The 24,423-nt window shown below is 56.0% G+C and carries 22 protein-coding genes; 4 read left to right on the forward strand and 18 right to left on the reverse strand.

What is annotated here, in order from left to right:
- Positions 1–60 precede the first annotated feature (60 nt).
- The 3 genes from OEL83_16075 to OEL83_16085 all read left to right on the forward strand — a co-directional run bounded on the left by OEL83_16075 (position 61) and on the right by OEL83_16085 (position 5,300).
- The gene (locus OEL83_16075; protein ID MDK9708561.1) at positions 61–2,754 is read left to right on the forward strand and encodes a DUF2339 domain-containing protein; all 2,694 of its coding nucleotides are present in this window, start codon (positions 61–63) and stop codon (positions 2,752–2,754) included.
- A gap of 71 nt (positions 2,755–2,825) precedes the next feature.
- Positions 2,826–4,220 carry a DUF3999 domain-containing protein gene (locus OEL83_16080; protein ID MDK9708562.1) on the forward strand — a complete coding sequence of 465 codons (1,395 nt, stop codon included), beginning with the start codon at positions 2,826–2,828 and terminating at the stop codon, positions 4,218–4,220.
- A gap of 117 nt (positions 4,221–4,337) precedes the next feature.
- On the forward strand, positions 4,338–5,300 hold the full coding sequence (locus OEL83_16085) for a putative transporter (GenBank protein ID MDK9708563.1): 963 nt from the start codon (positions 4,338–4,340) through the stop codon (positions 5,298–5,300).
- A 38-nt stretch (positions 5,301–5,338) separates the two neighbouring features.
- Here OEL83_16085 and OEL83_16090 read toward each other — a convergent pair whose 3' ends face one another.
- From OEL83_16090 to OEL83_16175, 18 genes are all read right to left on the reverse strand, one after another.
- A complete protein-coding gene (locus OEL83_16090) occupies positions 5,339–6,343 on the reverse strand; it encodes a protein phosphatase 2C domain-containing protein (protein MDK9708564.1) in 1,005 nt (334 codons plus the stop codon).
- A 25-nt stretch (positions 6,344–6,368) separates the two neighbouring features.
- A complete protein-coding gene (locus tag OEL83_16095) occupies positions 6,369–8,015 on the reverse strand; it encodes a protein kinase (protein ID MDK9708565.1) in 1,647 nt (548 codons plus the stop codon).
- Positions 8,016–8,223: 208 nt separating this feature from the next.
- Positions 8,224–8,526: a hypothetical protein gene (locus OEL83_16100; GenBank protein MDK9708566.1), complete on the reverse strand. Its 303-nt coding sequence runs from the start codon at positions 8,524–8,526 to the stop codon at positions 8,224–8,226.
- Between the two features lie 176 nt (positions 8,527–8,702).
- A complete protein-coding gene (gene ric, locus OEL83_16105; protein ID MDK9708567.1) occupies positions 8,703–9,410 on the reverse strand; it encodes an iron-sulfur cluster repair di-iron protein in 708 nt (235 codons plus the stop codon).
- Between the two features lie 109 nt (positions 9,411–9,519).
- Positions 9,520–10,056, reverse strand: a complete 537-nt coding sequence (locus tag OEL83_16110) for an HPP family protein (GenBank protein MDK9708568.1) — start codon at positions 10,054–10,056, stop codon at positions 9,520–9,522.
- On the reverse strand, positions 10,053–10,676 hold the full coding sequence (locus OEL83_16115) for a CBS domain-containing protein (protein ID MDK9708569.1): 624 nt from the start codon (positions 10,674–10,676) through the stop codon (positions 10,053–10,055). The genes OEL83_16110 and OEL83_16115 overlap by 4 nt, the downstream gene beginning before the upstream one ends.
- A 190-nt stretch (positions 10,677–10,866) precedes the next feature.
- Entirely contained in the window at positions 10,867–11,262 is a 396-nt protein-coding gene (locus OEL83_16120) for a VOC family protein (GenBank protein MDK9708570.1), read from the reverse strand.
- A 100-nt stretch (positions 11,263–11,362) separates the two neighbouring features.
- Entirely contained in the window at positions 11,363–11,554 is a 192-nt protein-coding gene (locus OEL83_16125) for a ferredoxin (GenBank protein MDK9708571.1), read from the reverse strand.
- A gap of 54 nt (positions 11,555–11,608) precedes the next feature.
- Positions 11,609–12,790, reverse strand: coding sequence for an FprA family A-type flavoprotein (locus tag OEL83_16130; protein ID MDK9708572.1), 1,182 nt, complete (start codon positions 12,788–12,790; stop codon positions 11,609–11,611).
- A gap of 68 nt (positions 12,791–12,858) precedes the next feature.
- On the reverse strand, positions 12,859–13,596 hold the full coding sequence (locus OEL83_16135) for an ABC transporter ATP-binding protein (protein ID MDK9708573.1): 738 nt from the start codon (positions 13,594–13,596) through the stop codon (positions 12,859–12,861).
- Positions 13,589–14,803 carry an ABC transporter permease gene (locus OEL83_16140; protein MDK9708574.1) on the reverse strand — a complete coding sequence of 405 codons (1,215 nt, stop codon included), beginning with the start codon at positions 14,801–14,803 and terminating at the stop codon, positions 13,589–13,591. Before OEL83_16140 ends, OEL83_16135 begins: the two co-directional genes overlap by 8 nt.
- Entirely contained in the window at positions 14,800–15,996 is a 1,197-nt protein-coding gene (locus OEL83_16145; GenBank protein ID MDK9708575.1) for an efflux RND transporter periplasmic adaptor subunit, read from the reverse strand. Before OEL83_16145 ends, OEL83_16140 begins: the two co-directional genes overlap by 4 nt.
- Complete coding sequence (locus OEL83_16150) at positions 15,996–16,601, reverse strand: TetR family transcriptional regulator (protein MDK9708576.1); 606 nt, start codon at positions 16,599–16,601, stop codon at positions 15,996–15,998. Before OEL83_16150 ends, OEL83_16145 begins: the two co-directional genes overlap by 1 nt.
- Positions 16,602–16,919: 318 nt before the next feature.
- Entirely contained in the window at positions 16,920–17,783 is an 864-nt protein-coding gene (locus tag OEL83_16155; protein MDK9708577.1) for an energy-coupling factor ABC transporter ATP-binding protein, read from the reverse strand.
- Complete coding sequence (gene cbiQ / locus OEL83_16160; GenBank protein MDK9708578.1) at positions 17,780–18,592, reverse strand: cobalt ECF transporter T component CbiQ; 813 nt, start codon at positions 18,590–18,592, stop codon at positions 17,780–17,782. The genes OEL83_16155 and cbiQ overlap by 4 nt, the downstream gene beginning before the upstream one ends.
- 104 nt (positions 18,593–18,696) lie before the next feature.
- On the reverse strand, positions 18,697–19,728 hold the full coding sequence (locus OEL83_16165) for an energy-coupling factor ABC transporter permease (GenBank protein ID MDK9708579.1): 1,032 nt from the start codon (positions 19,726–19,728) through the stop codon (positions 18,697–18,699).
- A gap of 248 nt (positions 19,729–19,976) precedes the next feature.
- On the reverse strand, positions 19,977–20,636 hold the full coding sequence (locus OEL83_16170) for a hemolysin III family protein (GenBank protein ID MDK9708580.1): 660 nt from the start codon (positions 20,634–20,636) through the stop codon (positions 19,977–19,979).
- A 123-nt stretch (positions 20,637–20,759) separates the two neighbouring features.
- Positions 20,760–21,095 carry a hypothetical protein gene (locus OEL83_16175; protein MDK9708581.1) on the reverse strand — a complete coding sequence of 112 codons (336 nt, stop codon included), beginning with the start codon at positions 21,093–21,095 and terminating at the stop codon, positions 20,760–20,762.
- 389 nt (positions 21,096–21,484) lie between these two features.
- Here OEL83_16175 and OEL83_16180 point away from each other — a divergent pair.
- A partial coding sequence (locus OEL83_16180; protein MDK9708582.1) for a retention module-containing protein occupies positions 21,485–24,423 on the forward strand: 2,939 nt, incomplete at its 3' end.

Raw genomic sequence — 24,423 nt, forward strand, 5'->3', positions numbered from 1 at the left:
TCGCTACAGGGATTGACGGTTTACCGGGATGGCGCCAAAAATTTTGAGAGGAGGGGAACAATGCATCTGGCTCTGGGTGTGGTGATTGGTTTTCTCGTAATGCTCCAGTTTGGCTTTGGCCATGCTCTTCTCGGTGGTCTGGTCGGGGCCTTGGCGGCGGAGGTACTCTCTCTTCGTAAGCGCCTGAATATCTTGGAACAAAAACCTGAAACCAAGGGCAGGCAGGAACAGGAAGTTGTCTTTTCACCGGTCAATGCCCAACCGGCCGCACCTGCTCGCCCTGCCGCACCGCTTGCAAGGCCACGGCCGGTACCGGTTGCCGCTCCATCCATGGCTGGTAGCAGTCACCAGCCGCCTAAGGAGCGGCAGCCAAACCTCCTCGACCGGTTTTTTGCGACCCTTGGCCAGGGGGCTGCCCGAGCCACCTCGACAATCAAAGAATTCTTCAGTACCGGCAATGTCGTATTGAAAATCGGTGTCATCATCGTCTTCTTCGGTGTCGCCTTCCTTCTCAAGTATGCCGCCCAGCGGGACATGGTGCCGCTTGAACTGCGTCTTGCAGGTGTAGCGATCTCCGGTATGGCGATGCTGGCAACCGGCTGGTGGCTGCGCCGCCGCAAGACCGGCTACGGCCTGGTTCTGCAAGGCGGAGGGGTCGGTATTCTCTACCTGGTGGTCTTTGGCGCCGCCAAGCTCTATGGCTTCTTGCCCATGGTCTTCGCCCTGGCGGTAATGGTCGGCCTGGTCGCCCTGTCCTGTCTGCTGGCGGTCCTTCAGGACGCCAAGTCCCTGGCGGTCTTCGGTATTGTTGGCGGCTTTCTCGCCCCGGTGCTGATGTCGACGGGTGGCGGCAGCCACGTCATGCTGTTTTCCTACTACGGTCTCCTCAATGCCGGGATCTTCGGCATCGCCTGGATGAAGGCCTGGCGCGACCTCAATCTCATCGGTTTTGTCTTTACCTTTGCCATCGGCACCTTCTGGGGCAGCAGCGGTTACCGGCCCGAGCACTTCGCCACCACCGAACCCTTCCTCCTGATATTCTTTGTCTTTTATGCTGGCATTGCCATTCTCTTTGCCCATCGCCAACCGGTCAATCTGCGGGGATTTATTGACGGTCCCCTGGTCTTTGGTCTGCCCCTGGTGGTTTCCGGCCTGCAGTATTATCTGGTCATGGATACTCAATACGGTCTGGCTTTGTCGGCCCTTGGCTTTGGCCTTTTTTACCTGAGCCTGGCAACCTTTTTGTGGCGCAGGCTCAGCGAGCGGATGCATCTGCTTGCCGAGGCATTTCTGGCACTCGGGGTGGTCTTTGGTACTCTGGCCATCCCTCTGGCTCTCGACGGACGCTGGTCGGCCTCGATCTGGGCCCTGGAAGGGGCGGGAATGGTATGGGTCGGAGTACGGCAGCAGCGGGTGGTTGCCCGTCACTTCGGCCTGCTGTTGCAAGCGGCGGCGGCCTTCATCTTCCTTGATTCGGTATGGTATCCGTTCAAGGCCTGGCCCTTTGCCAATCATCATTTCCTCGGTTGCGGATTTTTGGCCGGCGCCGGTCTGCTATCCGGATATTATCTCGATCGGCACAACGGTGAACTGAAAACCTGGGAGCGCTTTTACCCTTTGCCTCTGCTCGCCTGGGGCCTTGCCTGGTGGTATATCGGCGGGTTGCGGGAGGTGGACAGGCAACTGCCTGCCCGGGAGACGCTACACGGTTTTCTCCTCTATTGCTCGGCCACCACGATGCTTGTTGGCATTGCCGTGAAAAAGATTCACTGGCCTCGGCTGGCTTTGGCCCTGCTGCTGCAGTTGCCGGCAATGGTAATCCTTGTACCGGTAAGTTTCCTCGATCTCCATTCAGGTTCGCACCTGCTTGCCGGCTGGGGACTGGCTGCCTGGGCCATTGCCTTTATCGTCCAGTACCGGCTTCTCCATCTCTTTACCGGGGCATGGTCACGGCGTATCGAAATTGCCTGGCATCTCGGCACCCTCTGGTTGCTGGTCTTTGTCCTCAGTCATGAGGCGGCTTGGGCGGTAGGCCGCTTGACCGGGCTGGCTTCGGTTTGGGCATGGGTGTGCTGGGCGGTGGTACCCATCGGCGGCCTTTTCCTGCTGATGAATTGGCCAAATCTGACTCTCTGGCCTGTTGGGACATTTCGCTCGGCATATCTCGGGGTGGGAACCGTCCCACTCGCCGCAGCCCTTTGCATCTGGCTTGTCGCCTCCTTCAGCTTTGCCGGGAACCCAAGCCCACTCCCCTATCTGCCGGTCATAAATCCCCTGGAAATTTCTGGAATCATGGCAGTTTTTACCCTCTTTATGACACTGTCCCGGTGGACGGATATCGCTTCCTTCGGTGGTAAGCTGCCAAAGGAAAAACAGCTGCGCGGGGTGGTGGGTGTGCTGCTCTTCTTCCTTGTCAACAGTGTTGTCGCCCGGTCTGTGCATTTTTATGCCGGTATTCCTTACTATGCCGATTCACTGTATCATTCGGCGATTTTCCAGGCGGCCATTGCCGCACTATGGGGTGTCAGTGCCCTGGCGATAACTATTTGGGCGACCCGGCGAGGCAGCAGGCCACTGTGGACCGTGGGTGCCATTTTGCTCAGCATGGTGGTGTTGAAGCTGTTCATTGTTGATCTTTCAAGAACGGGTACCATCGCTCGTATTGTCTCGTTTCTGGTGGTGGGGGTGCTGATGCTCATTATCGGCTATTTTTCACCCATGCCGCCGAAGAAAAGTGAGGAAAAAAGTCCATGAGATACCTCTTTCTAAAACCGCAAGGGCATAGGTTTCGTTTTTGCAGACGAGCTACTCAACTCAGTTTTACAATGATACCGCTGCTTGCCCTGCAGGCTGCTTTTGCCGGTACTCAGGAGGTACGGCCTGACGATTTCGCCGCCGGCTACTACCTGGAGGTGACCAGCCCCGGCCCCCTCTATTCCCTGGAGCTGCCGCTGGATGTGTACCGGACGGTACGCCGTCCGGATCTCGGCGATATCCGGGTATTCAATGGAGCGGGAGAGGTGGTGCCGCACAGTTTACGAGATGTGGCAGTGCCTCCCGAGGCGGTTCGGAAAAAGGCCAGTGTGCCGTTTTTCCCCCTGTTTGAAAATACCGCCAACCCCGGCCAATCCGATCTGGCGATGCAGGTTGTTCGTAACAGCAGCGGTACCATCGTCAGTATCAATGCCGATCCTAAGCCCGGAGCCGGTGGCCCGCAAACAACCAGCTACCTTCTGGATCTCAGCGGCTTGAAGACGCCGGTTGGCGAACTGGATGTGCATTGGATCGCTGGACAGGGCTCTCCCGTCTACGCGGTGACCGTGCAGCATAGCAGCGACCTGCAGCGTTGGATTCCCTTAGTTGCCAATGCCCCCCTCGCCGACCTGCAGCATGGTGGGGCGCGGGTCGAAAAGAGGAATATCATTCTACCCTACGGCCCGCAGAAATACCTGCGGCTGACCTGGCAGGGTGGCACGCCTCTTGTCCTGAACCGGGTGGACGCCGTCTCGCCGATTGTCCCATCGCGCCAGCCGCGGCAATGGGATGATCTCGGCAGCGGTGTTGTCGATACTGGCGAAAAGGTACCGGCACTAAACTATAAGACCTCCCTCCGCCTGCCGGTCAGCAGTGCCCAGATGGTCTTTTTTGATAAAAACCCGACGGCAAGGATAGCCCTGCAGTCGCGGCCTACCGACAAAGATCCCTGGCATACCCGTTGCGAGCAGGTGTTTTATAAGCTTAGTTTCACAGCCTCGGAGGTGCGCAATGAACCCTGTGTCTTCCAACCGACTACCGATACCCTCTGGCGGGCGGTGGTACGTGAAGATGGGGCGGGGATAGGATCCCGGCAACAGATCCCGACCCTGCAGCTTGGCTGGAATCCCAGCGAACTGGTGTTTATCGGCAGGGGGGAGCCGCCATTTCTCCTTGCCTTCGGCAGTGCCGGACTCGAGCAGCAGGACCGGGGCGACAGTACCGTCGTCCTCCAGGCGCTCAACGCCGGCCCGGCAAATCAGGGGATTGGTTCGGCTCGTCTTGGCAGCAGAAGGGAATTGGGCGGGGAAAGGGCGCTGAAAAGTCTGCCGCCTCCGCCGCCATGGAAGAAGTGGCTGCTTTGGGGCGTTTTGGTTGCTGGTGTCGCCTGTCTGGCGGGGATGGCCCGTAGCCTTATCAAGGAAATGAATAAAAAGGCAATAAATCAGACGACGTCCGAGAAGTAACCGGGTACTGTACCTGTTCGTCAAAGGCAAGGGAGCTGACTCGGCAATCCCTCATGGAGACTGCGGGGAAAATCTTCTTTGTTGAAGTATTTTCATAAATTTTCAGGGAAATAAAGAATGTTCCGATCATTTTATCAAAGCAGGAAGTGGTTTGTTTGGGCCTATGGCGGTGGCTTGGTGTTACTGCTTGCCCTGTTTTTCCAGGTGCAGCTGACGGTTCAACTCAATGAATGGTACGGCGGCTTTTACAATATCCTACAAAAGGCTACCGAACATAAGGTTGAAGAGTTCTGGGCGAGCATGGTGCAGTTTGCCAGGATTGCCTTCCCCTACGTGTTGATTGCCACCCTCACCTCGTACTTTACCCGGGTCTACTCCTTTAAATGGCGGGAGGCCATGACCTTTTCCTACGTGGCAAAATGGCAGCTTGTCGAAACCGAGGTGGAGGGTGCCAGCCAGCGTATCCAGGAGGATATCTACCGCTTTGCCAGGATTGTCGAAAGCCTCGGCCTGCAGGTCATCCGGGCGATCATGACCCTTATTGCCTTTTTGCCGATTCTCTGGGGCCTGAGCAAGGGTGTTGATCTGGAGCTGATCAAGACGGTCCCCGGCAGCCTGGTTTGGGTGGCCCTGATAGTCTCTCTTGGCGGCCTGCTGATTTCCTGGTTTGTCGGCATCAAACTGCCGGGCCTGGAGTATAACAATCAAAAGGTGGAGGCGGCCTTCCGCAAGGAGCTGGTTTATGCCGAGGACGATAAGGTAAAATATGGCCGCACCGAGACCATCGTCGAGCTCTTCACCGGCCTGAAGTTCAACTACAACCGGCTGTTTCTCCACTATGGCTATTTTGATATCTGGGTCAATTTCTTCGAGCAGCTGATGGTCATCGTCCCCTACCTGATCATGGGGTCGGGCTTGTTCTCCGGGCTCATCACCCTCGGTGTGCTGGTGCAGGTATCGAACGCCTTCAGCAAGGTGCGCGAGTCCTTCTCCATCTTTATCGCCAACTGGACGACCATCACCGAACTTCGCTCCATCCACAAGCGTCTCAAGGAATTTCAGCTAAATATAAACTACTGATGATGCGGCAGGTATTTTAGGCCGCCGGAGGCATCGGCTCAGGCAGGGGAGTATTTGGCCATGATCAAGGTGATATTGTCCATTCCTCCCCTTTTGAGGGCGCTCTTGACCAGGAAGTCGGTGGTTGATTTCAGATCCGTTGAATGCATCAATTCAGCGACGATTTGTTCCGGGAGGACCAGATTGTGAAATCCATCGGTGGACAGCAGGAGAATATCGCCTGGGTCGAGCTCGACCGAACCGGTCTCCGGGCTGTCCAAAAGGCTGCCCAGTGCCTGGTCGAGGATGTTTCGTGAGTAATGATCGGCCACTTCCTCGGGAGTGATCTCGCCCTCTTCTACCAGGTAACGCGCCAGGTTCTGGTCTTCAGTGAGCTGTCTGAGTATTCCCCGTCTATAGATGGACAACCGGCTGTCGCCGACATGTACCCAGCTGGCACGGCCTTCGCGGATAAAGACACAGAGGAGCGTCGTTCCCATGCCCTCAAGGGCCGTATCTCTCTCGGCAGCGGCTAGGATGAATCTATCTGTTTCCACCGCAAGCGCCGCCAGAACCTCTTCTTCCATCCCTTTTGCAATCAGCGGCATATTGGCCAGTTTGCCTCTCAGTATTTCCGCGGCATAATCCCCGGCCGCCTGCCCGCCCAGTCCGTCGGCAACCGCGAATAGCAGGGTGTTATCGGCAAACCTTTTAAAATAATAGCGATCTTCATTGGCCTTTTTCACAAGGCCGATATGCGTTGCCGCATATAAAGTGAGGTTCCCCTGTGTCGTATCGAAGGAGTGTTCCTCCTCTTGCACTCTTTGGTAAAAGCTGCAATTCTTACATGTATCTATTTTTTCGGCAAAAGTACCCATTATTTGCTGGTCGCAAAAGGTGCCGGCGACGAGCCAGCAGGATCTTCCGGCGTTTACCCCATTGTTGAAGGTGTTGAGGGCAGTTTCCGCTGCCGCCGGACAAATACCATCCTTGTCGGCCATGCAACCGCCGGGTTCGCGGCCGCATTTCTTGTACTGCCAGCAATTTATTTTAGGTGTTGTCATTAATGGTCAATTGGTGTCTTGATTTTTATGTTGATCCTGTCTGCTCGTCGGTTTTGAAAACCTGGATTTCGATGTCCAGTTCTTCCGACAAACGGATGAACTCCAGCAGTATGCGATCCAAATCTTCCCGTTTCTTTCTGGAATACCTGCAGATTATCGTCGCGCTCTCCTGCTGTTTTGTTCGAGACGGCAGGGCGACTACATGTTGGTTGTATAAAGGCGCCAGATCGTCGAGTACCTCAGCAATGTCCTGATAGCGATCCTTTCTCATATGTTGACAGGCCTTAACAATAATACGTCGTAATTCCGGCGGGATTTCCGGCAGCAGATCTGCCGGGTCGGGCAGCACCCTTTGGCCATTCTCCTGAAAGATCGTCAGTATCTCGTCGGTGGTAAACGGCAGTTGCCCGGTGATCAGCTCAAAGGCGGTAATACCCAGGGCGTATATGTCGCTGCACCGATCTGCCCAGCCCTCTTCGAGCAGTTCCGGTGCCTGGTAGGCAAGTGTACCGCCGATCTGCTCGTCCTCCGTGCCCACCGGGCAGGCCAGACCGAAGTCGAGGATCTTGATACGATCATCCGGCAACACCATAATATTGTCGGGATTAATGTCCCGGTGGATGATGTTTTTGGCATGGGCATAGCTCAGACCGGCGCAGATTTGCTGGAGGTACTGTATTGCCAGCAGCTGCGGAATCCTGCCGAGCCGGCCGAGAAGGCTGCGCAGGGACTCGCCGTGAAGATATTCGGTAACAATGAACACGGTTTTATACCGCTCTTCAAAATCATAGACCCTGAGAATATTTTCATGGTTCAGGGAAGCGATGATCTGCGCTTCCTTTCGAAAATTTTGAAGAAAAGCGGAATCGATGACCATGTTGTGGCGCATCATCTTGATCGCCACCACCATTTGCAGATCTTTATGTACCGCCTTGTAAACAATCGAGTAGGCCCCACGGCCGATGATGTCGGTGGCGATATACTTACCGATGCGCCGGTCGGCAACCGGCCGTTTGGAGTCAAACTGGCTGGCGACGATTTCCGTCACCAAGGAGAGAAGCTCGGGATTGTTATGGGAGATATTGTCGATCTGGTGCTTGTTGAGCACCCACAGCTGCATGTCGGTTTCCGCCTCAACATGCGACTGGCGCGGTTCGCCAGTAAAAAGCCCGCGGATGCCGACAATATCGCCGCGGCTCCAATGGCCGGCCGGGTGCAGGCAACCATCCTTTTCGACGACCGCCAGGCAAGTCCCTTGCTGGATGATATAGGCGGTGTCTTCAACGCCCCCCTGCACCAGAAAACGTTCGCCGGCCTTCACCCATCGGTACGTCAACTCTCCCAGAAAGGAGTCATCCCTGGTGTCGGTAAGCAGCCTCAGCAGTTTGGTGGGAGTGCCGCTTGCGCCCTCCTGGTGGCTGACAAAGGAAAAAAAGTCGCATTTGACGCATGATTGTCTCTTGGCGTGAAAGGCCCCCTGTGTTGTTCCCTCGCAAAAGGTTCCCGCCACCGCCCAGCAGATTCTCCCGCCATTTATGCCACTATTTATGCCATCGAATGAATCATCAAGGGCGGCGGGGCAGATCCCCATCTCCTGTACGTTCCGGCCGTTCTTTTCTCTTCCGCATTTTTTGAACTCCCAGCAATTCAGCTTCTGTTCGCGCATTTGCATGTAGTGGCCGGTGGAGGAGAGGTAACAGCAGGTGTTGACCAGTGTACAGCACCTGCCATGCAGTAATTCGATGTCGAGAAGAGCAGGGTGGTAGCAGTTTTTTCAATTCTACTTCAGAACATCCGGCGAATAATTGACCAAAGTCAACCTAAACAGTTCCTTGTTTGGATTCAAGTATACCCTTTTGGTGGGCTAATGAGAAATCACCCTAATCTTTCCGCAACAGCTGTGGCCATCCGTCCGGTGTGCCGACGAGCAAACTGAGGCCATACCTCGTTGGCTGTTCACAGGGGATTGCACCCAGTTCTCCGGCAATATGCGCCATTGCAGGAGAGAAATAGACAACAACCTCACAGTGAAGACGCCCTTCCGATTCATGCCGCAGGAAAACCGCCATTTCTTCTGAACAGTTGGCTTTTGTATAGGCCGATTGACAGACCAACTCAACATGCTCTAACTCGACAAAGGCCAACATCGCATCCCCGAGATTCTTTTGGAACCATCTGCCCATTTGTTACTCCACTGCCGGTTTGAAAACGTGGTTCAGATACGATTTTCTTGCCGCTAAAGCATGGGGATGTCCGCAGCGAACAAAGACATGGTTCGACCGGCTCTTCGATTTCACTCAGCCGTATGACAAGTGCCTGCGGTGAGGAGAAGAGCTACTTGCGGCATGGCAAGGGCCATTCAAAGCTGTGCAGCTTTTGGAAAAAGTATATTGTTCTCAAGGTGCACATGCTTATGGAGGTCGTCCTCGAACTCCTTTAATTTCTGGTAAGTAACCATAAATGTGTTGCAGACATCGTCTGGTATCGCATATCCCCCGGCCAGAAACTGGATTTTGTGTATCGTATCGCCGACTTCTTCATGTTCTTTGGTGAGTTTCACAAGTGACTTGTTGATCGTTTCTTTATCGATAGCCGCCGGTGTCGCTCCGGCTTTTTTATCCATATCGACTCGTTTTAGGGCTGGGAAAAAAACTTCCTCCTCTTCCTGGAGATGGGCCATCAAATCGGTTGCCATCTTGGTAAAAATGGCCGCGATTTCGATGACCTCGGGATGATGGGCACCATGAACCTCGGCAATCTTACGGGCATATGCGGTAATCTGTCCGGTATTATCCTTAATGTAGGAATGGTGGACATTGACGATATAGTCAATTAAGAATGCCAGCTCCCACGAGGTGAAATTCTGACTTTTCTCGACTGGCTTGCTTGTTACTGCCTCAAGCTCCTCGGTTATGGCGGCAAGATCGATCCCTTTTTCCAGGCAGGCCGCCGATAGCTCCACCTTGCCTCCGCAGCAGAAGTCAATCCCGTGATCCTCAAAGATCTTGGCGGTCCGGTAATCCTCGGCGACAATCTCGCCAATCGTTTGCTTTGACTCGTTCATCATCTTCACCTCCAATGCAATCATGTTGGTTTGTACAGTTCAGGGTAGAGCCTTTTTGCACAGTTTTTCGGAATCATCTGCTTTCTTAATGGTATCTGTCGGTCCTGCTCTGCTATAACCAGAATTCCGGGTATTTCCGGCTCTTTGGGATATTGTTGACGATAAGGGCAATAAGGAGCATGACACCTGCCCCTAAGGCAGCCGGCATTATGACATACAGGTAGCCGAGATTATGTACGCTTTCGCCGCCGATGACGGCAATCAAGGCGGTAGCACCGCCCGGTGGATGAAGGGTCTTGGTAAAATGCATCAAGGCAATCGAGGTGGAAACGGCCAGTGAGGCCGCCAACCAGAGGTCGCCGCCAAACCATTGAAAGGCGGTCACTCCAATAAAGGCGGAAAGGATATGGCCGCCCAGCAGATTTCTCGGTTGCGCCAGGGGGCTGCGGATGGCCCCGTAAATAAGTACGGCGGAAGCGCCAAAAGAGCCGATGATCAGCATCAGGCTGGTCTGGTCGAGCAGTTTGTAGTGGATAAGAGAAATGGCGGCAATACCGAGAAAGCTGCCCACCCAAGACCAGACAATCTCGGAGACACCGACCTTGGGCGGGCTTTGTCCGCCACCTTTCATTTTTTGCCAATAACTCATAGTTTCGTTCCCTCCCCCAAGACACTGTAGGAATGGGCCAGATCGGTACGAGTGACGATGCCAATGGGGCGCCCGCCGCCGTCGATGATCGGCAAGCGATTAATCTGCCGGTCGACAAAGAGTGCGGAAATTTCCCCAATGGTCATCTCGGCAACACCGGTTATCGCCGGTTTTGTCATGATGTCACCGACGGTACGGTTCCGTAAGTTGCCGATCATGCAGCTCTTGTTGTTCAGGCAATGGGTGGCGATCTGCATGAAGGACGGCGTTGCGCCAAAGCCCATTTCTTTGAGAAAATCTTTTTCGGAGACGACACCGACGATCTTCCCCGCAGCATCGATCACCGGTGCTCCCGATATCTGTTTTTCCGCAAGCAGTGCCGCGGCCTTGACCAGAGCCATCTCCTGGCTGATCAACAGCACTGCTCTGGTCATAAGATCGGCCGCCTTGCGGGAGGTCAGCAGCCGTTTTATCGCCAATGAATAGGCAACCTGATAGATCTCTTTGAAATCACCGGGAGTGATATCGAGATATCCCTGTATGGCCTTCATGGCATCGACCACGTCCTGCTCGGAAATTTCTACCGGTACCGGTGGCGGGGTCTCGTCATTTTTTTGCATTTTCGGTTCTCCTTTAAGTGCCCAAGGCGATTTTTCAAGCAGGGGCATGAGGCACGGCCTTTTTTCGTCTTTGTCTCGGCCAATCACACTTTCGGTTTTGCTGAAAGTATTATTCAAGTATTTGATATAAAAACAATATGTATAAAAAATTATGCGAGCCGGCTGGATGCCCTTGGCTACGGTCCGCGTATCAACCTTTTTGGCTGGCTGGGGATTCTCCCGTATTTCTCTTTTTGGGAGACCAGAATTCAAGTCTGTTGCCCTCAGGGTCATAAATATAGAAGACCTCCGCACCCCAGGCATGATCGCGTATTGCCTGAGGATGGTGCCCGGCTTGTTTAAGGAATAGGTGGGATGCGCCAATATCCTCAACCTCCAGAGCGATGGTAATGCCTTGGCCGGCACAGGTCTTCAGCGAACTTCGGGTCACATCGGCAATGCTCAGCCGGGCCCTTTCGTTCAGCGCAAATTCGACAAACCAGTCAAAACTGGCGGTTATCTTCAGTTGTAATCCGGTCTTGTAAAAGGCTACCGTTTCCTGCCATCTGGCACAGTAAAGTATTGTATTTGCAGTTTGTATTTTCACAGTCCCTCACGCTGGCGACCTGGACAAAAGCTTTCTTTGCCAACTGCCGTTGCTACCGGATGGGCCGACGTTCTGGCCCACCGGCACATGACCGGGCATATCACTCCTTGGAGATACACGCAGCCGGACATGAGGCTATGGCCTCGTCGACGCAGGCCTCGCCGGCATCCGCGCCGTCAATCACCGAGGCCTTGCCGGCATCGTCGTCAAAAGAAAACACCTCTGGACACAACTCCACGCATGCTTGACAACCGATACATTCATCCTGATCAATCTTCACTTGTTTGGACATGATTTCTCCTTTTGATGATTAATGAATCTTCCCAGCTATTTGGGGTGCGGCTATTTACGCCAGGAAATTGCTTTCCTGGTGCTTTTGGGCGATGGCATCCGCCAGCCCGCTCAGAGCTTGAAAATCCTTTTGCCGTGGGGCACCCTTGCAGAGAACCGGCGCAAGCACCTCGATTTTCAGGTTCGGGATCATCGCCGCCAAGTTCTCGACAACCTTGCCACCCCATCCATAGGAACCGACGATGGACAAATACTGCGCCTTGGGGCGCAGGGCGTTGGCAAGAAATGCACAATATGCCGCCATCGGGTGCGGCCCGGTCAGGACGGTTGGGGTTCCGATGACGATGGTCCCCGCATCGACCAGAGACATGGCAAGCTTGCCGATATCGGTGACGGGCAGATTGAACAGTTCGACCCGGACCTGCCGTTCAATCAGGGCGGCCGCCAGATGATCGACCATCTGCCGGCTGCTGCCGTGCATGGAAACAAAGGGCAGGGTCACCAAATTATGGGGGACCATTGTTGTCCAGTCACGGTAAGCATCGATGATCCAGGCCGGTTTGTCGTAAATCTGGCCGTGGCTTGGGGCAATGGTCCGGATGTCATAGGGTGCCAATTTTTCAATGTTTTTCTCTATCACGCTGCGAAAAGGCATCATGATTTCCGCGAAATACCGTTTTGCCGCCTCATACACCCGTCCCTGTTCACTTACCATAAGATCACTGCTGGCAATATGGGAGCCGAAAAAATCGCAACTGAAGAGAATCTTGTCTTCCTCAAGGTAGGTCACCAGGGTTTCCGGCCAGTGCACCCAGGGGGTAAAAATAAACTTCAGGGTCTTGTCGCCAAGGGAGAGGGTCTCGCCGTCGGCAACGGTGATGAAGGTGTCCTCGGCGATGTGCAAAAGATCAATAAGCATCGCCTTGCCCTTGGCGCTAGTGACCACTTTTGCCTCAGGGTAACGGGCAAGGACGTGGGGTATCGACCCGGAATGGTCTTGCTCGGCATGTTGCGATACAACATAATCGATGCGAGGAAGGTCTTGCAGCTGGGTCATCAATACCTCGACCATGTCCGGATCGACCGCGTCGATCAGCACGGTTTTTGCGCTGCCCTGAACCAGGTAAGCGTTATAGGTGGTTCCGTCGGGAAGGGGGATGAGTGAGTCGAAAAGCCGCCGGCCCCAATCGACCGCTCCCAGCCAATATACATTCTTTGCTATGGGTCTTTTTTGCATGTGTTTGCCTCCTGTGGTGAGAGTTTTTTCCTGCCGTGGTGAACTGAACCGCTATTACCGGCACATCATCAAGGCGCATTGAAATTCCGGCCTTCTCCTGCCTCTTCGTAGGTTATCCCATCCCGGATATTATAGATCCTTTTGAAGGTTGGAATGATTTTTTCATCATGAGTGACAACGATGATCGCCGTGCCGAATTTTTGCGCCATGTCGTTGAGAATGCGGATGACCGCCAGGGCCCTTTCACTGTCGAGAGGCGCGGTCGGTTCATCGGCAAGGATGACCGGCGGGCGATTGACCAGACCGCGGGCGATGGCGACCCGTTGCTGTTCGCCGCCGGAAAGCTGAGACGGCATAGCCTTGGCACGGTGTTCGACCTGCAGCGCCCGGAGGAGTTCCAAGGCCTGCCGCCGCGCTTCGCCGTTATCGGTACCGGCGAGCATCGGCAGCAGAGCGACATTGTCGGTGACATTGAGAAAGGGAATAAGATACGGCGCCTGGAAGACAAAACCGATCATATCCCGCCGTAAAGCCCGCAGGTCCCGAATCTTCCAGCCGTTATCGTAAATTGTCTTTGCGCCCAAAGTCATCCGCCCGGCCGACGGTTCGATGATGGCGCCGAGACACTTGAGCAAGGTCGTCTTTCCCGAGCCGGAAGGGCCGATAAGGCCGACAACCTCGCCCGGGGCAACGGACATGTTGACATCTTTCAGGGCGTCGACGGCGGTGTCGCCCTTACCGTAGCGCTTGCCCAGTCCTTCGATACGAATGCCTGAGGTAGCTGATTCCACATGAAGTTTATCCACCGATAGCCTCCGCCGGATCGACTTTGAGCGCCGCGCGAATAGCCAGAAGACTGGCGAGGGCGCAAATGAGCATAACGGCGATAAAACCACGCAGGGCGTCACCGGGTAGAAGAAGGACGTACTTGGGGAAAAACGGTCCCCAAATGGTGGCGGCGATCTTGCCGACGACGAAACCAATGGCTCCCAGGGCCAGGGCCTGCTGGAGGATCATCGCCGAAATGGTGCGATTCTTGGTGCCGATTAGTTTCAGCACGGCGATCTCCCGGATCTTCCCCAGCGTCAGGGTATAGATGATAAAGGCGACGATGGCGGCGCTGACAATGGCCAGAATGACCAGGAACATGCCAATCTGCTTGGCCGAGGTGGCGATCAGCTTGGAGATCAAAATCTCCTGCATCTGGGCGCGGGTATAGACGGTTAAGCGGGTCCAGCGGCGGATCGGCGCGGCAACCTCTTCGGCATCGCTGCCCGGTTCGATTTGCACCAGTATCGCATTGACAAAGGGGTTGGTGCTTTGCGAGGCGATGACCGCGTCGAGCAATCCCGGCACGCCCGGACGGTTGAGGCCTGGGTTTTCGGCGGTGCGGGCGCGCTGGTCGACGATGGCATCGTTGTCTTTCAAAAATTGTGCTTCCTGGGCGTCCTTCAGAGGAATGAAGATCATCGGGTCGCCGCCCGAGGAGACCATCCGCCTGGTCAGCCCGACAACCGTAAATATGTTGCGGCGAATCTGAATGTTGTCGCCAAGGGTAAAGCCCGAGGCGATATCGGCTATGGCCTCGTAGTGGCCGCGGGTGATGTGCCGTCCACCCAGCAAAAACCCGGGATGGCCGGGATGTCCCGGTCCGTCGGGGGTAACACCGACCACCATGGCCCGCACTTCGCGAGCCTGCAGGCCGCCGGTCCGGCGCACCTGCATGGTAAGGTAGGTGATGTTTGCCGCCCGGGCCACCCCTTTCATGCCGGCGATGGACCGATAGATATCATCGTGGACGCTTGACGATTCGGCATAGGGGCCAAGGGTATCCTGCTGCACCACCCAAAGGTCGGCACCACTGTTGTCGAGGAGCACATTGGCGTCGTCGACCATGCCGCGATAGACCCCGGCCATGGTCAGCGTTACGCCGATCAATAAGCCCAGACCGATGCCGGTAAAGACAAATTTGCCCCAGGCATGGAGAATGTCGCGTCCGGCCAGACTGATCATAGCGGTGTCCCCGGCTTGTGCTCGACAGGCTTGATCCGGCTGTTGGCCTGGAGGGCTTTTTTGCTGTACATGACCACCCGTTCGCCACCGCCAAGGCCCTCGATAATCTGCACCCAGCCGTCGAGGTCGGCGGCACCGGTCTTGACCTTGATAAACCGCAGACGGCCTTCGCTAACCGTCCACACGCCAAGCTGGCCAGCGACTCGTTGCAGGCTGGCATTGTGCACCGCAGGCATCGCCTTCAGGGGCACCGGGAAGACGGTAACCTCGGCCAGCTCCCCGAGGGGCGGGAGGGGGTGGGGCAGTTGCTTGAAGGTGACTTTGCCGACAATCTCTTCGGTAATTGCATCGGCGATTGGCTCAAGACGCTCTACCCGTCCGGCCAGCTTCTCCCCGGCCAAGGAGCGGAGGACGATCTGCGCTTCCAACCCCGCCTTCAGCCCCAGCGCCCGTTGTTGGTCGAAACGGACAGTCACCCGGATGTTCGCCGGTTCAACGATCTCAACGACGGCCTGGCCGGGAACGACGGTAGTGCCGGGGTCGGCATCCCGCCTGGTGACCAGGCCGCTTACCGGGGCTATGAGGTGGAGATTATTACGCTGGCGGAGCAGGGCGTCGCGCTCGGCCTGCAAGCGCCGCACCTCTTGACGGGCAACCTCCAGGTTTGCCCGGGCGGCGGCAAGCGATGCCTCCGCCACGTGGTAATCCTGCTGCTTGATGTCGGTTGCTTCTTTACTGACCGAATGTACCGCCAGCAGTTGCTGGTAGCGTTCAGCCTGGGTTTTGGCGAAGGTCTTGCGGGTATCCGCTTCCCGGATATTGGCCTCGACGGCGAGAACCGCGGCCTGTGCACGGCTGATGGTTGCCCCTTGGGCGCTTATCCGGTCGTCGAGATCGACCGGGTCCATGCCGCCGACAACCTGTCCGGCCACGACCTGATCACCCGGCTGGACGTCTATATGCTGCAGCCGTCCGGCAAGGGTTGGGCCGATTTTGTGGACAAACTGCGCTTCAACGGTGCCGATGCCGAACAATGCCGGGGTTATCTCCCGCAGTTCGACAGTTGCCAGGGTGACTGGCACTGGGGCGAGTGGTCCGGATCGTAACAAGGTAAAGGAAAAAGCCCCGAGAAGTATCAGGAGAAAACCCGCCAGCAGCAGGGTTCTGCCATGGATTGTCAAGAATCTGTTCATTATCGGCTCCGAATTCCACGAGTATATATGGTAAAGACCTCTGGCGCATCACTGCGGATACGAAGGAGATCTCCGGACAGCAAGGATTGCATGATCAAGCCCTGGATGGTGCCGATAAAAAGGGTGGTGGCGGCCTTGGTGTCAACTTCAGGGCTGACGGTGCCCAACGCCTTGCCTTGTTCAATGCGTGTCCCGATGAGCAGGGCGTACTGCTTGAGCATTGTTTGTGCTATCTGTTTGGCGGCAGTGGCATCGGCCTTTTGCAGTTCACCGAAAAGAATCCGAGGGATACCCGGGCGGTCAATGGCAAACTCGAGGTGGGTCATAAATATTGCCCGCAAGGCGGCGAGCGGCTCCTCGGTTGTCTTCGAAACATGATTGATCTGCGATAAAAGCCGGTCGCTTACCGACTCCATCACCGCCTGCCAGATGGCATCTTTTGTGGCGAAGTGGCGAAACAGCGCACCTTGCGACAGCTGCATCTGGGTGGCGATGGCATAGGTGGTTATCTCGCTGGGATTATGCAAGCCGGCGAGCTGCAGCACTGTCTCGATGATTACTTCCCGCCGTTCATTTGCCGGCAAGCGCTTGTTACTGTTTTGCAAAGCATGTCTCCCTGGTATGTGAGTAATTAAATACTATCTTAATTGCTGAGGACACTGACGGCAAGGTTCAGGATAAAAAAAATCAAAACATACTGCACATCGCCCATCGGTGACTTCAGTACAGGAAGATGGAGGGGGAGAAAGTTGCGAGAGGAGCAGGATCCTGTTTCCAGGGTCTTGCTGAACCGCTTGTGGCGGTTTCTGTCTAAGGCCGGCTGGACCTGGCGCAGGGAGGTGTGGAGGGCCGGTCTATGAATTTTTCGCGATGCTTTGCTTCACGCGGTGAGCGATGAAGCATTGGCAAGGCAGACCCGGAGGCTAGCGGTCGTGGTCATGCGGCTGGGAATGATCGTGTTGGTCGTGGTGATGATCGTGCAGGTGGTCATGCAGGGTCTGGCGCGCCTTTTTGGCCTGGGCCAGGCCTTCCATGCCGCCCGGGGTGCAGAGTGGACAGGCCTGGAGACGCAGGGGCTTTTCCAGATGGCTGTTCTTGAGGAGGGCCTCATCCTGGAAGATATCCTCGGTGGGGCCGTCGGCCATGACCGTGCCGCCGTGGATGACGATGGTCCGCTCGCAGAGGTCGAGGACCATGTCGAGGTCGTGGGTGGCGATGATCTTGGTGTGGTGAAAGCCGCCGAGGAGCTTGATGAGGTCGCGGCGCGCCTTTGGATCAAGATTCGAGGTTGGCTCGTCCATGACCAGGATGTCCGGGCGCATCGACAGCACGGTGGCGATGGCCACGGCCCGTTTTTCGCCGCCGGACAGCTTGTAGGGCGGGCGTTCTCGGAGATGGGCCACGCCGCTGCGGGCGAGGGCGTCCTGAACCCGCAATTCCACCTCATCTGGTGGCAGGCCGAGGTTCTGCGGGCCGAAGGCGACATCCTCGTAAACCGTCGGCATAAACAGCTGATCGTCCGGGTTCTGAAAAATCATCCCAACCGTCTTGCGGATGTCCATGACCGTTGCCTTGGTTAAGGGAAAATCACCAATGCGCACCGTCCCGGTCTGCGGCGTCAGATAGCCGTTGAGGTGAAGGAGCAGCGTCGATTTCCCGGCGCCGTTAGCCCCGACCACCGCCACCGACTCGCCGTGATGGATGCGAAAGGAGATACCGCGCACCGCCTTGGTGCCGTCCGGATAGGTGTGGTTGAGGTCCTGGACCTCGACGATGTGATGGCTCATGATGACAGTCCTGTGATAAACCGGCCGAGGAGTTCCGGCAGAGCGTAATAGCGCATAATAAAAAAGAGGGTGGCGCAACCAGCCAGGGCCAGCAGATCGCCTGTCGTAATACTGAGGACCTGGCGAATGCGGATGGTGCCGTCGAAGCCCCGGCAGAGCATCGCCAGGTGAATCCGCTCGGCCCGGTCGAGGGTTCTGAGCAGCAGCTGGCCGACCAGATGGGCAAAGGTCCGCATCCCCATGGGCTGCCGGCGAAACGAACGCTGGGCGCGAGCCCGGTGCATAGAAAGTCCTTCGTCAATGAGAACGAAGATATACCGGTAGAGGACAAGCAGTTGCACCGCGAAGATTTTTGGCATGCCCAGTTTCACCATGGCCATGCACACGGCGTTAAAACCGGTGGTGGCAATGAGCACTAGTACCGCGCTTACCGTCAGGATACAGCGCAGAAGTATGGAGCCAAAAGACAGCCAGCCGCCGGTGATGGTCAGTGCGCCGAGCTGGAGGATCGGCTGGTGATCGAGGAAAGGATTGAAGATGCCGACCATGACCGCAAAGGGTGAGACGACCAGCAGCTTTTTGCCGAGGTAGCCGGCGGGTATTTCGGCCGCGTGGATGATAACCATCAAAAACAGGCCAAAAGGCAGCATGGCCGAGATGGTGTATTTGTCAAAAGAGACGACGGCAAGGACAAAAAGCGCGGTCGTCAGGACTTTGATCCTTGGGTCGAGGCGATGGATGGCGGTGGTGTTGCCGGCCAGAGCTTCAAGGGTGCTCAGATCAAAAAAGGCCGATTGAATTTTCGCCATGCTGCGGCTCCTTGGCATGTGTTACCGGAAAAAACGGGCAGAGATGGCGAGCGTACCATCACTGCCCGGAGATGACAAGGTCGGCCTTCGGGCTTTTCAGCCCTTTATGCAGCCCTCCTGCGTTTTTTGAGGAGCAGGCCGCAGAGCAGGGTGATGACGAGCGTCAGTACACCGCCAACCAGCCCTGAGGTCGTGGTTCCACCGTCGACCGCCGGCCAGGCAGTTTGCTCTTCTCCTGCCGGTTCAGGGGCTTTGCCCTTGAAGCCATAGTCCGGGAGAAAGGCGATCTTTTCCTGCAGGTCCGCTAGACTTTGATGAATCCCCTGCTCCGGGCCTTCCAGCTCTTCCTTGCCAGATATCTTGGCCATCGACCATTCCAGGCCGTCCGGAGAAGACGAGGCGAACCACGATAAACCCCCGCCGACGACCACTGCCGCCGCGGCAATTGCCCCGACCACCTTGCCGATGGGCAGGCGGCCGAGAGGCCGCGCCGTTGCCGCAAGTTCGAGAATCTCCGGCCGCGCCCGCCAGATAAAGGTTACGACGGCGGTGGTGACCAGGCCCTCCACCAGGCCAATAGCCAGATGAATGGGCAGCATCACCGAAAGAAAGGCGGAAAGCGGCAGGGCGGAGACACCGGAGACGACCGTTTCGAAGACCACCCCGAGAGCGCCGAGCTGCAGACCGATAATTGCCGCAAGCGACGCCCCCAGGCCAATACGGAACGGTGTGTGCCTGGTTCCGGCAATGGGCTTATAAATCAGCGAATAGGCAATAAAACAGGGAAACACCCCGAGGTTGAAGATGTTGCAGCCGAGCGCCAGCAGGCCGCCGTCGGCAAAAAACAGGGCCTGGACAGTGAGCACCGAGGCGATGGTGAGAAAGGCGGCGTGAGGACCGAGCAGTATGGCGAGGATCATTCCACCGCCGAGATGGCCGGAGGAACCCGTACCCGGGATGGTAAAATTGATCATCTGGGCGGCAAAGATAAAGGCGCCAAGTACCCCCATCAAGGGGATCTTCCTGTCGTCGAGACCGGCCTGGACCTTTTTGCCGCAATAGGCGATTGTTCCGGCGGTGGCGATCCACAAAGTGCCGCCAACTGCGGGAGAGAGAAGGGCGTCGGCCATATGCATGGTGGCTTCTCCAAAGAAAGGGTGTGTCGTCGTGCAGCCCACGGTCGCGGCAGATACTTGCGGCGGAGTCGCGGTAGATGATGTTATAAAAAATTCGTTTGTAACACTGAACGTATTACAGAAATTTCGTTCGTGTGTCAAAGGGAAAAATTCAGAGAAGGGCGGCCTGTGTCCTTTTGTGACCTGCCGCGGCAATGTACGCCTATCCTCTTAAGCCGGCAATTCCCAGCTGATCAGGAGCTGGGTGGCTAATGGGCAGGGCTGTAGACGTAGAACAGGATAGCGAAAAAATGGGCAGCGCTGCCAGCCATGACAAAGAGGTGCCAGATGGCGTGGTTGTACGAGAGCTTTTTCCAGACGTAGAAGATGACCCCGAGTGAGTACAGCAACCCACCGGCAACGAGGAGGATGAGGCCGCCCGTGGCCAGGGAGGCAACGAGCGGTTTGCCGGCGATGACCACCAGCCAGCCCATCCCCAGGTAGAGGAGTATCGACAGCCAGCTGATTCTCCGTGGCAGCACTACCTCCAGCACCAGGCCGCAGACGGCCATCCCCCACACCAGACCAAAAAGGGTCCAGCCCCAGCCGCCGCGCAGGGTCACCAGGGTCAAGGGCGTGTAGGTGCCGGCGATAAGAACGTAAATCATCGAATGATCAAGTTTTTGGAATATCCGCTTCAGATTTGGGCTGGATATCAAATGATAGAGAGTGGATGCCAGGTAGAGGAGAATGAGGCTGCTCCCGTACACCGCGGCGCTGACGATATGCCAGCTGTTGCCGTAGCGGATGGCGGCGATGAGCAGAAAGACCAGGCCAACAATGGCCAGGCCGGTGCCTATGCCGTGGCTGATGCCGTGGGCAAGCTCTTCCTTAAAGGAGTATTTTGAGGTTTGTTGCGAACTGGACATAGAGGGGGAGTCTGTGTGGCGATGGTGTTCGGTGTTCGGCCTATGGCTCAGATGAATTATTGTCGGCTGTCATACCGCAAGGGCATAATTTTCGTTTGAGCAGGCGAGCTGCTCAACAGAGCTTTAGAGGACGTCTTCATCGTCGACGATGATCGTTTCATTCTTGATACGCTGGCGGATTTGCTTACGGTAGAAAATCTTTTCCTGGGCCTCATGGGGAAGTTCGGAAAACATGATGAGGTTTTTTTTAATCAATACATCAATGAGATCCTCGACGATACGGACGATACCGCTATCCATCATGGCGAGGAGTTCGAGCATTGAATCCTTCGAGGCGTTAGCAGAAAGAAATTCGAGAATATCACTCCCCGAGGCTGCTGCTGTTTCCTTCTCCAGCTCGCCGGCATCCCGCTTTACCGCAATGATTTCACCCTGTTCATTTCTTTCTATGTACAACATGGTAAGGCTCCTCTGCGAACGGGTCTTGATGGTTCCGCTACGGAAATCAAGGGTCAGTCATTCGAGTAACATAAAGAGCATCTTGTGCCAATGGAAAAATCAGTATCCTCACCCCGGTACTGGTGAACTGCCCCTAATCGGCATAAGAGATCAGCATTTTTTCTTCCTAAAAAATATTTTTTTGGATCAAAAGTAAAAAAGATTGGGGAGATTTTTTTTATCTAACTTCCCAGTCTTCTTGATATATCCATGTATAAATAGGGTCTCTGGGGTAACATAAGAATATTTCCTAGTACCAAAGTACAATACCAATCCCTTGTGGCCAGCCATATCCTGAGATCAAGTAGAGCGTATATGTAGCACGAAACCAAAGCATGGAGGGAATCAAAATGGCTACTGCAAATATTAATCAAGGTGATGGTTCAGGTAATCTCTTAGTGGGAAAGGTGCTGGTTGCCCACGGTTCGGTACAGGCCCAATCGGCAAATAGCGCTATCAGGGTGCTGCAGCCAGGCAGTCCGATTTTTATGAACGATCGGATTATAACTGGCAACGAAGGCATGATCAGCATCCTTTTCAACGATGCGGCGGGTACCCAACTGGATCTTGGGCGGATGTCCGATGTGGTCATCGATGACGATGTCTTTCAGGAGGCAGGAGCTGAAGGCCCCGCCAGCTTCAGCGAGGCGACCGCCGAGGTGGAGCAGGTGCAGGAGGCCTTGATCGCCGGTGAGTTTGACCCGACCACCGATTTCGAGCCGACGGCGGCCGGACCGGCAGCCGGAGGACCGGCCAGTGACGGCGGCGGCAGTTCCTATGTTGAGTTCGCACTTACCGGTGAGGCGGTTACACCGACATCCGGAGCGGAGACGACCGGCGTTGGCCTCAATTTCCTCGACCCACAGATACTCCAGTTTGAGGAGGCACCTGTGGCGCCATTGGCCGATGTGCCCGACGAGCCGCCACCACCACCACCACCACCGGAGGATTTTGCCCCGTCAGCCGGTGACTACAGCAGCTTCGTTGAAGAGCGTGGCCTCCCCGAAGGTACCGATGGCCCTGATGGTTCCCTTACCACCACTGCCGGAACCTTTGCCGACCTGGGCATTGATTTCGGTGGAGATGGGGCCGGCTCGGTGTCCTTCACCCATGGTGCCGTTACCGTTCCGGTGGTTTTGGACGGCAACCCGGCCACCTCCACCGTTCTCGCCGGAACCTATGGAACTCTCACTATCTTTGGCAATGGCACCTGGCAGTACGAGATCACCGATAATACCATCGTCCATTCCGGCATCAACCTTGTCGGCGCGGCAGACTTCGTGCCTGACAACTTTACCTTCACGGTATTTGACTCGGACGGCGATAGTGATGGTGGTACCTTGACCATCAATGTATATGATGATGGTCCGGTCGCCGCCATTGAGGTGGAAGGCATTGCCGCCACCGTCGAAGAGGACGATATGACCGGCGTGCCGGGTGGTGACCAGTCGCTGGGCAACAATGATGACGGTTCGACCGACTTCGACGAGGCCTCAAGCACCAGCTTTGGCTCGGTATTGCCGCTCTTTGAAGTGGGCGCTGACGGTCCTGGCGACTTTGGCGTCAGTGATGATCCTGCCATCCTCTCCAACTTGACCACCTTATATTCTAAAGGCGAGGCGGTTTCCTACAGCTCCGACGGGACGACGCTTACCGCCACCGCCGGTGGCCGTGATGTCTTTACCCTTACGGTGAATAATGATGGCTCCTGGATCTTCGACCTGAAGGATCAGCTTGATCATGTTGACGACGGCGCCAACAACGAAAACTACGACCTGGTAACCGGCGACGGTTCGGTCGGTGGCATTGATTTTGCACCGATCCTCACGGTAATCGATGCCGATGGCGACACCGCCGTCGGGGCAGGTTCGGGCACCTTCATTGTCTCCATTCAGGATGACGTGCCTGTTGCCGTGCTGGAGCCGAGAGGCATTTTGGCGACGGTAGAGGAAGAAGATATGACCGGTGTTCCAGGCGACGACCTGTCAACCGGTAACAACGATGACGCCAGCGTCGATCAGGATGAGGCAGGCGGCGCAGCCGGCTCGCTCAACCAGCTGTTCAGTGTCGGCAGTGATGAACCGTTCGACTACGGCATCACCGAAGACGAGGAAATTCTCGGCAACTTGCCCTCCCTCTACTCCAATGGCCAGGCAGTTTCCTACAGCTCAAACGGGACGACGCTTACTGCTACCGCCGATGGCCGCGAAGTCTTTACCCTGACCGTCAACAACGACGGCTCCTGGGCCTTTGACCTCAAGGATCAGTTGGATCACGTGGATGATGGTGCTAACGATCAAAATCTTAGCCTGGTAAGCGGTGACGGTCCGATCAACGGCATTGATCTCTCTACAGTTCTCACCATCACTGACTACGATGGTGATACCGCAACCGGCGCCGCCGAAGGTACCTTCGTGGTCAATGTCGTTGACGACGTACCGATCATCAGTCTTGGCGAAGGCCGGGCGACCGGTGCGGTGCAGGAAGACGCGCTTGGCAACGAGCTGGTTGATGGTGCTACTGACGATACCGACAGTTCGCTTGGCAACTTCGAGAATGCCGGGGATACTGATACGGCGACCCTCAACCTTGCCAACCTGCTGGACAGCCCGCTGGACGGTGCGGACGAGCCTGCCGATGTGACCTATGATATTACCGGAATCGGCGTCGATGGCGTCAAGTCCGATTACACCTCGAACGGCGCCGAGGTCTGGTACTTCAAACAGGACGGCAAACTGGTGGCCCGTGCCGGCAACGGCGGCGATGATGCCGGGACGGTGGTCTTCACCTTTGGGGTGAACAGCGCCAGCGGTATTGCGACCTTCAACCTCGACGATCAGCTGGATCATGATGGTTTGGGCGACGAAGAGACGCTGTCGATCGGCGATCTCGGCAGCTATGTCGAGGCAACGATCACCGACACCGACGGCGATACCGACAGCGTGACCTTTGATGGCAAGATCGGCATTACCGTCGAGAACGACGTACCGATCATCAGTCTTGGCGAAGGCCGGGCGACCGGTGCGGTGCAGGAAGACGCCCTTGGCAACGAGCTGGTTGATGGTGCTACTGACGATACCGACAGTTCGCTTGGCAACTTCGAGAATGCCGGGGATACTGATACGGCGACCATGAACCTTGCCAACCTGCTGGACAGCCCGCTGGACGGTGCGGACGAGCCTGCCGATGTGACCTATGATATTACCGGAATCGGCGTTGATGGCGTCAAGTCCGATTACACCTCGAACGGTGCTGAGGTCTGGTACTTCAAACAGGACGGCAAACTGGT

This window comes from Desulforhopalus sp. (assembly GCA_030247675.1).
Lineage (GTDB): Bacteria > Desulfobacterota > Desulfobulbia > Desulfobulbales > Desulfocapsaceae > Desulforhopalus_A.

Excerpts from the sequence above, each read along its gene's own strand:
- OEL83_16130 (MDK9708572.1), bottom strand. The coding sequence starts at position 12,790 with ATGCAAAAAAGACCCATAGCAAAGAATGTATATTGGCTGGGAGCGGTC.
- OEL83_16140 (MDK9708574.1), bottom strand. The coding sequence starts at position 14,803 with ATGATCAGTCTGGCCGGACGCGACATTCTCCATGCCTGGGGCAAATTT.
- OEL83_16080 (MDK9708562.1), top strand. The coding sequence starts at position 2,826 with ATGATACCGCTGCTTGCCCTGCAGGCTGCTTTTGCCGGTACTCAGGAG.
- OEL83_16170 (MDK9708580.1), bottom strand. The coding sequence starts at position 20,636 with ATGTCCAGTTCGCAACAAACCTCAAAATACTCCTTTAAGGAAGAGCTT.
- OEL83_16155 (MDK9708577.1), bottom strand. The coding sequence starts at position 17,783 with ATGAGCCATCACATCGTCGAGGTCCAGGACCTCAACCACACCTATCCG.
- OEL83_16115 (MDK9708569.1), bottom strand. The coding sequence starts at position 10,676 with ATGCAAAAAAATGACGAGACCCCGCCACCGGTACCGGTAGAAATTTCC.
- ric (MDK9708567.1), bottom strand. The coding sequence starts at position 9,410 with ATGATGAACGAGTCAAAGCAAACGATTGGCGAGATTGTCGCCGAGGAT.
- OEL83_16125 (MDK9708571.1), bottom strand. The coding sequence starts at position 11,554 with ATGTCCAAACAAGTGAAGATTGATCAGGATGAATGTATCGGTTGTCAA.
- OEL83_16075 (MDK9708561.1), top strand. The coding sequence starts at position 61 with ATGCATCTGGCTCTGGGTGTGGTGATTGGTTTTCTCGTAATGCTCCAG.
- OEL83_16145 (MDK9708575.1), bottom strand. The coding sequence starts at position 15,996 with ATGAACAGATTCTTGACAATCCATGGCAGAACCCTGCTGCTGGCGGGT.
- OEL83_16100 (MDK9708566.1), bottom strand. The coding sequence starts at position 8,526 with ATGGGCAGATGGTTCCAAAAGAATCTCGGGGATGCGATGTTGGCCTTT.
- cbiQ (MDK9708578.1), bottom strand. The coding sequence starts at position 18,592 with ATGGCGAAAATTCAATCGGCCTTTTTTGATCTGAGCACCCTTGAAGCT.
- OEL83_16175 (MDK9708581.1), bottom strand. The coding sequence starts at position 21,095 with ATGTTGTACATAGAAAGAAATGAACAGGGTGAAATCATTGCGGTAAAG.
- OEL83_16085 (MDK9708563.1), top strand. The coding sequence starts at position 4,338 with ATGTTCCGATCATTTTATCAAAGCAGGAAGTGGTTTGTTTGGGCCTAT.
- OEL83_16090 (MDK9708564.1), bottom strand. The coding sequence starts at position 6,343 with ATGACAACACCTAAAATAAATTGCTGGCAGTACAAGAAATGCGGCCGC.
- OEL83_16165 (MDK9708579.1), bottom strand. The coding sequence starts at position 19,728 with ATGCATATGGCCGACGCCCTTCTCTCTCCCGCAGTTGGCGGCACTTTG.
- OEL83_16095 (MDK9708565.1), bottom strand. The coding sequence starts at position 8,015 with ATGCAAATGCGCGAACAGAAGCTGAATTGCTGGGAGTTCAAAAAATGC.
- OEL83_16110 (MDK9708568.1), bottom strand. The coding sequence starts at position 10,056 with ATGAGTTATTGGCAAAAAATGAAAGGTGGCGGACAAAGCCCGCCCAAG.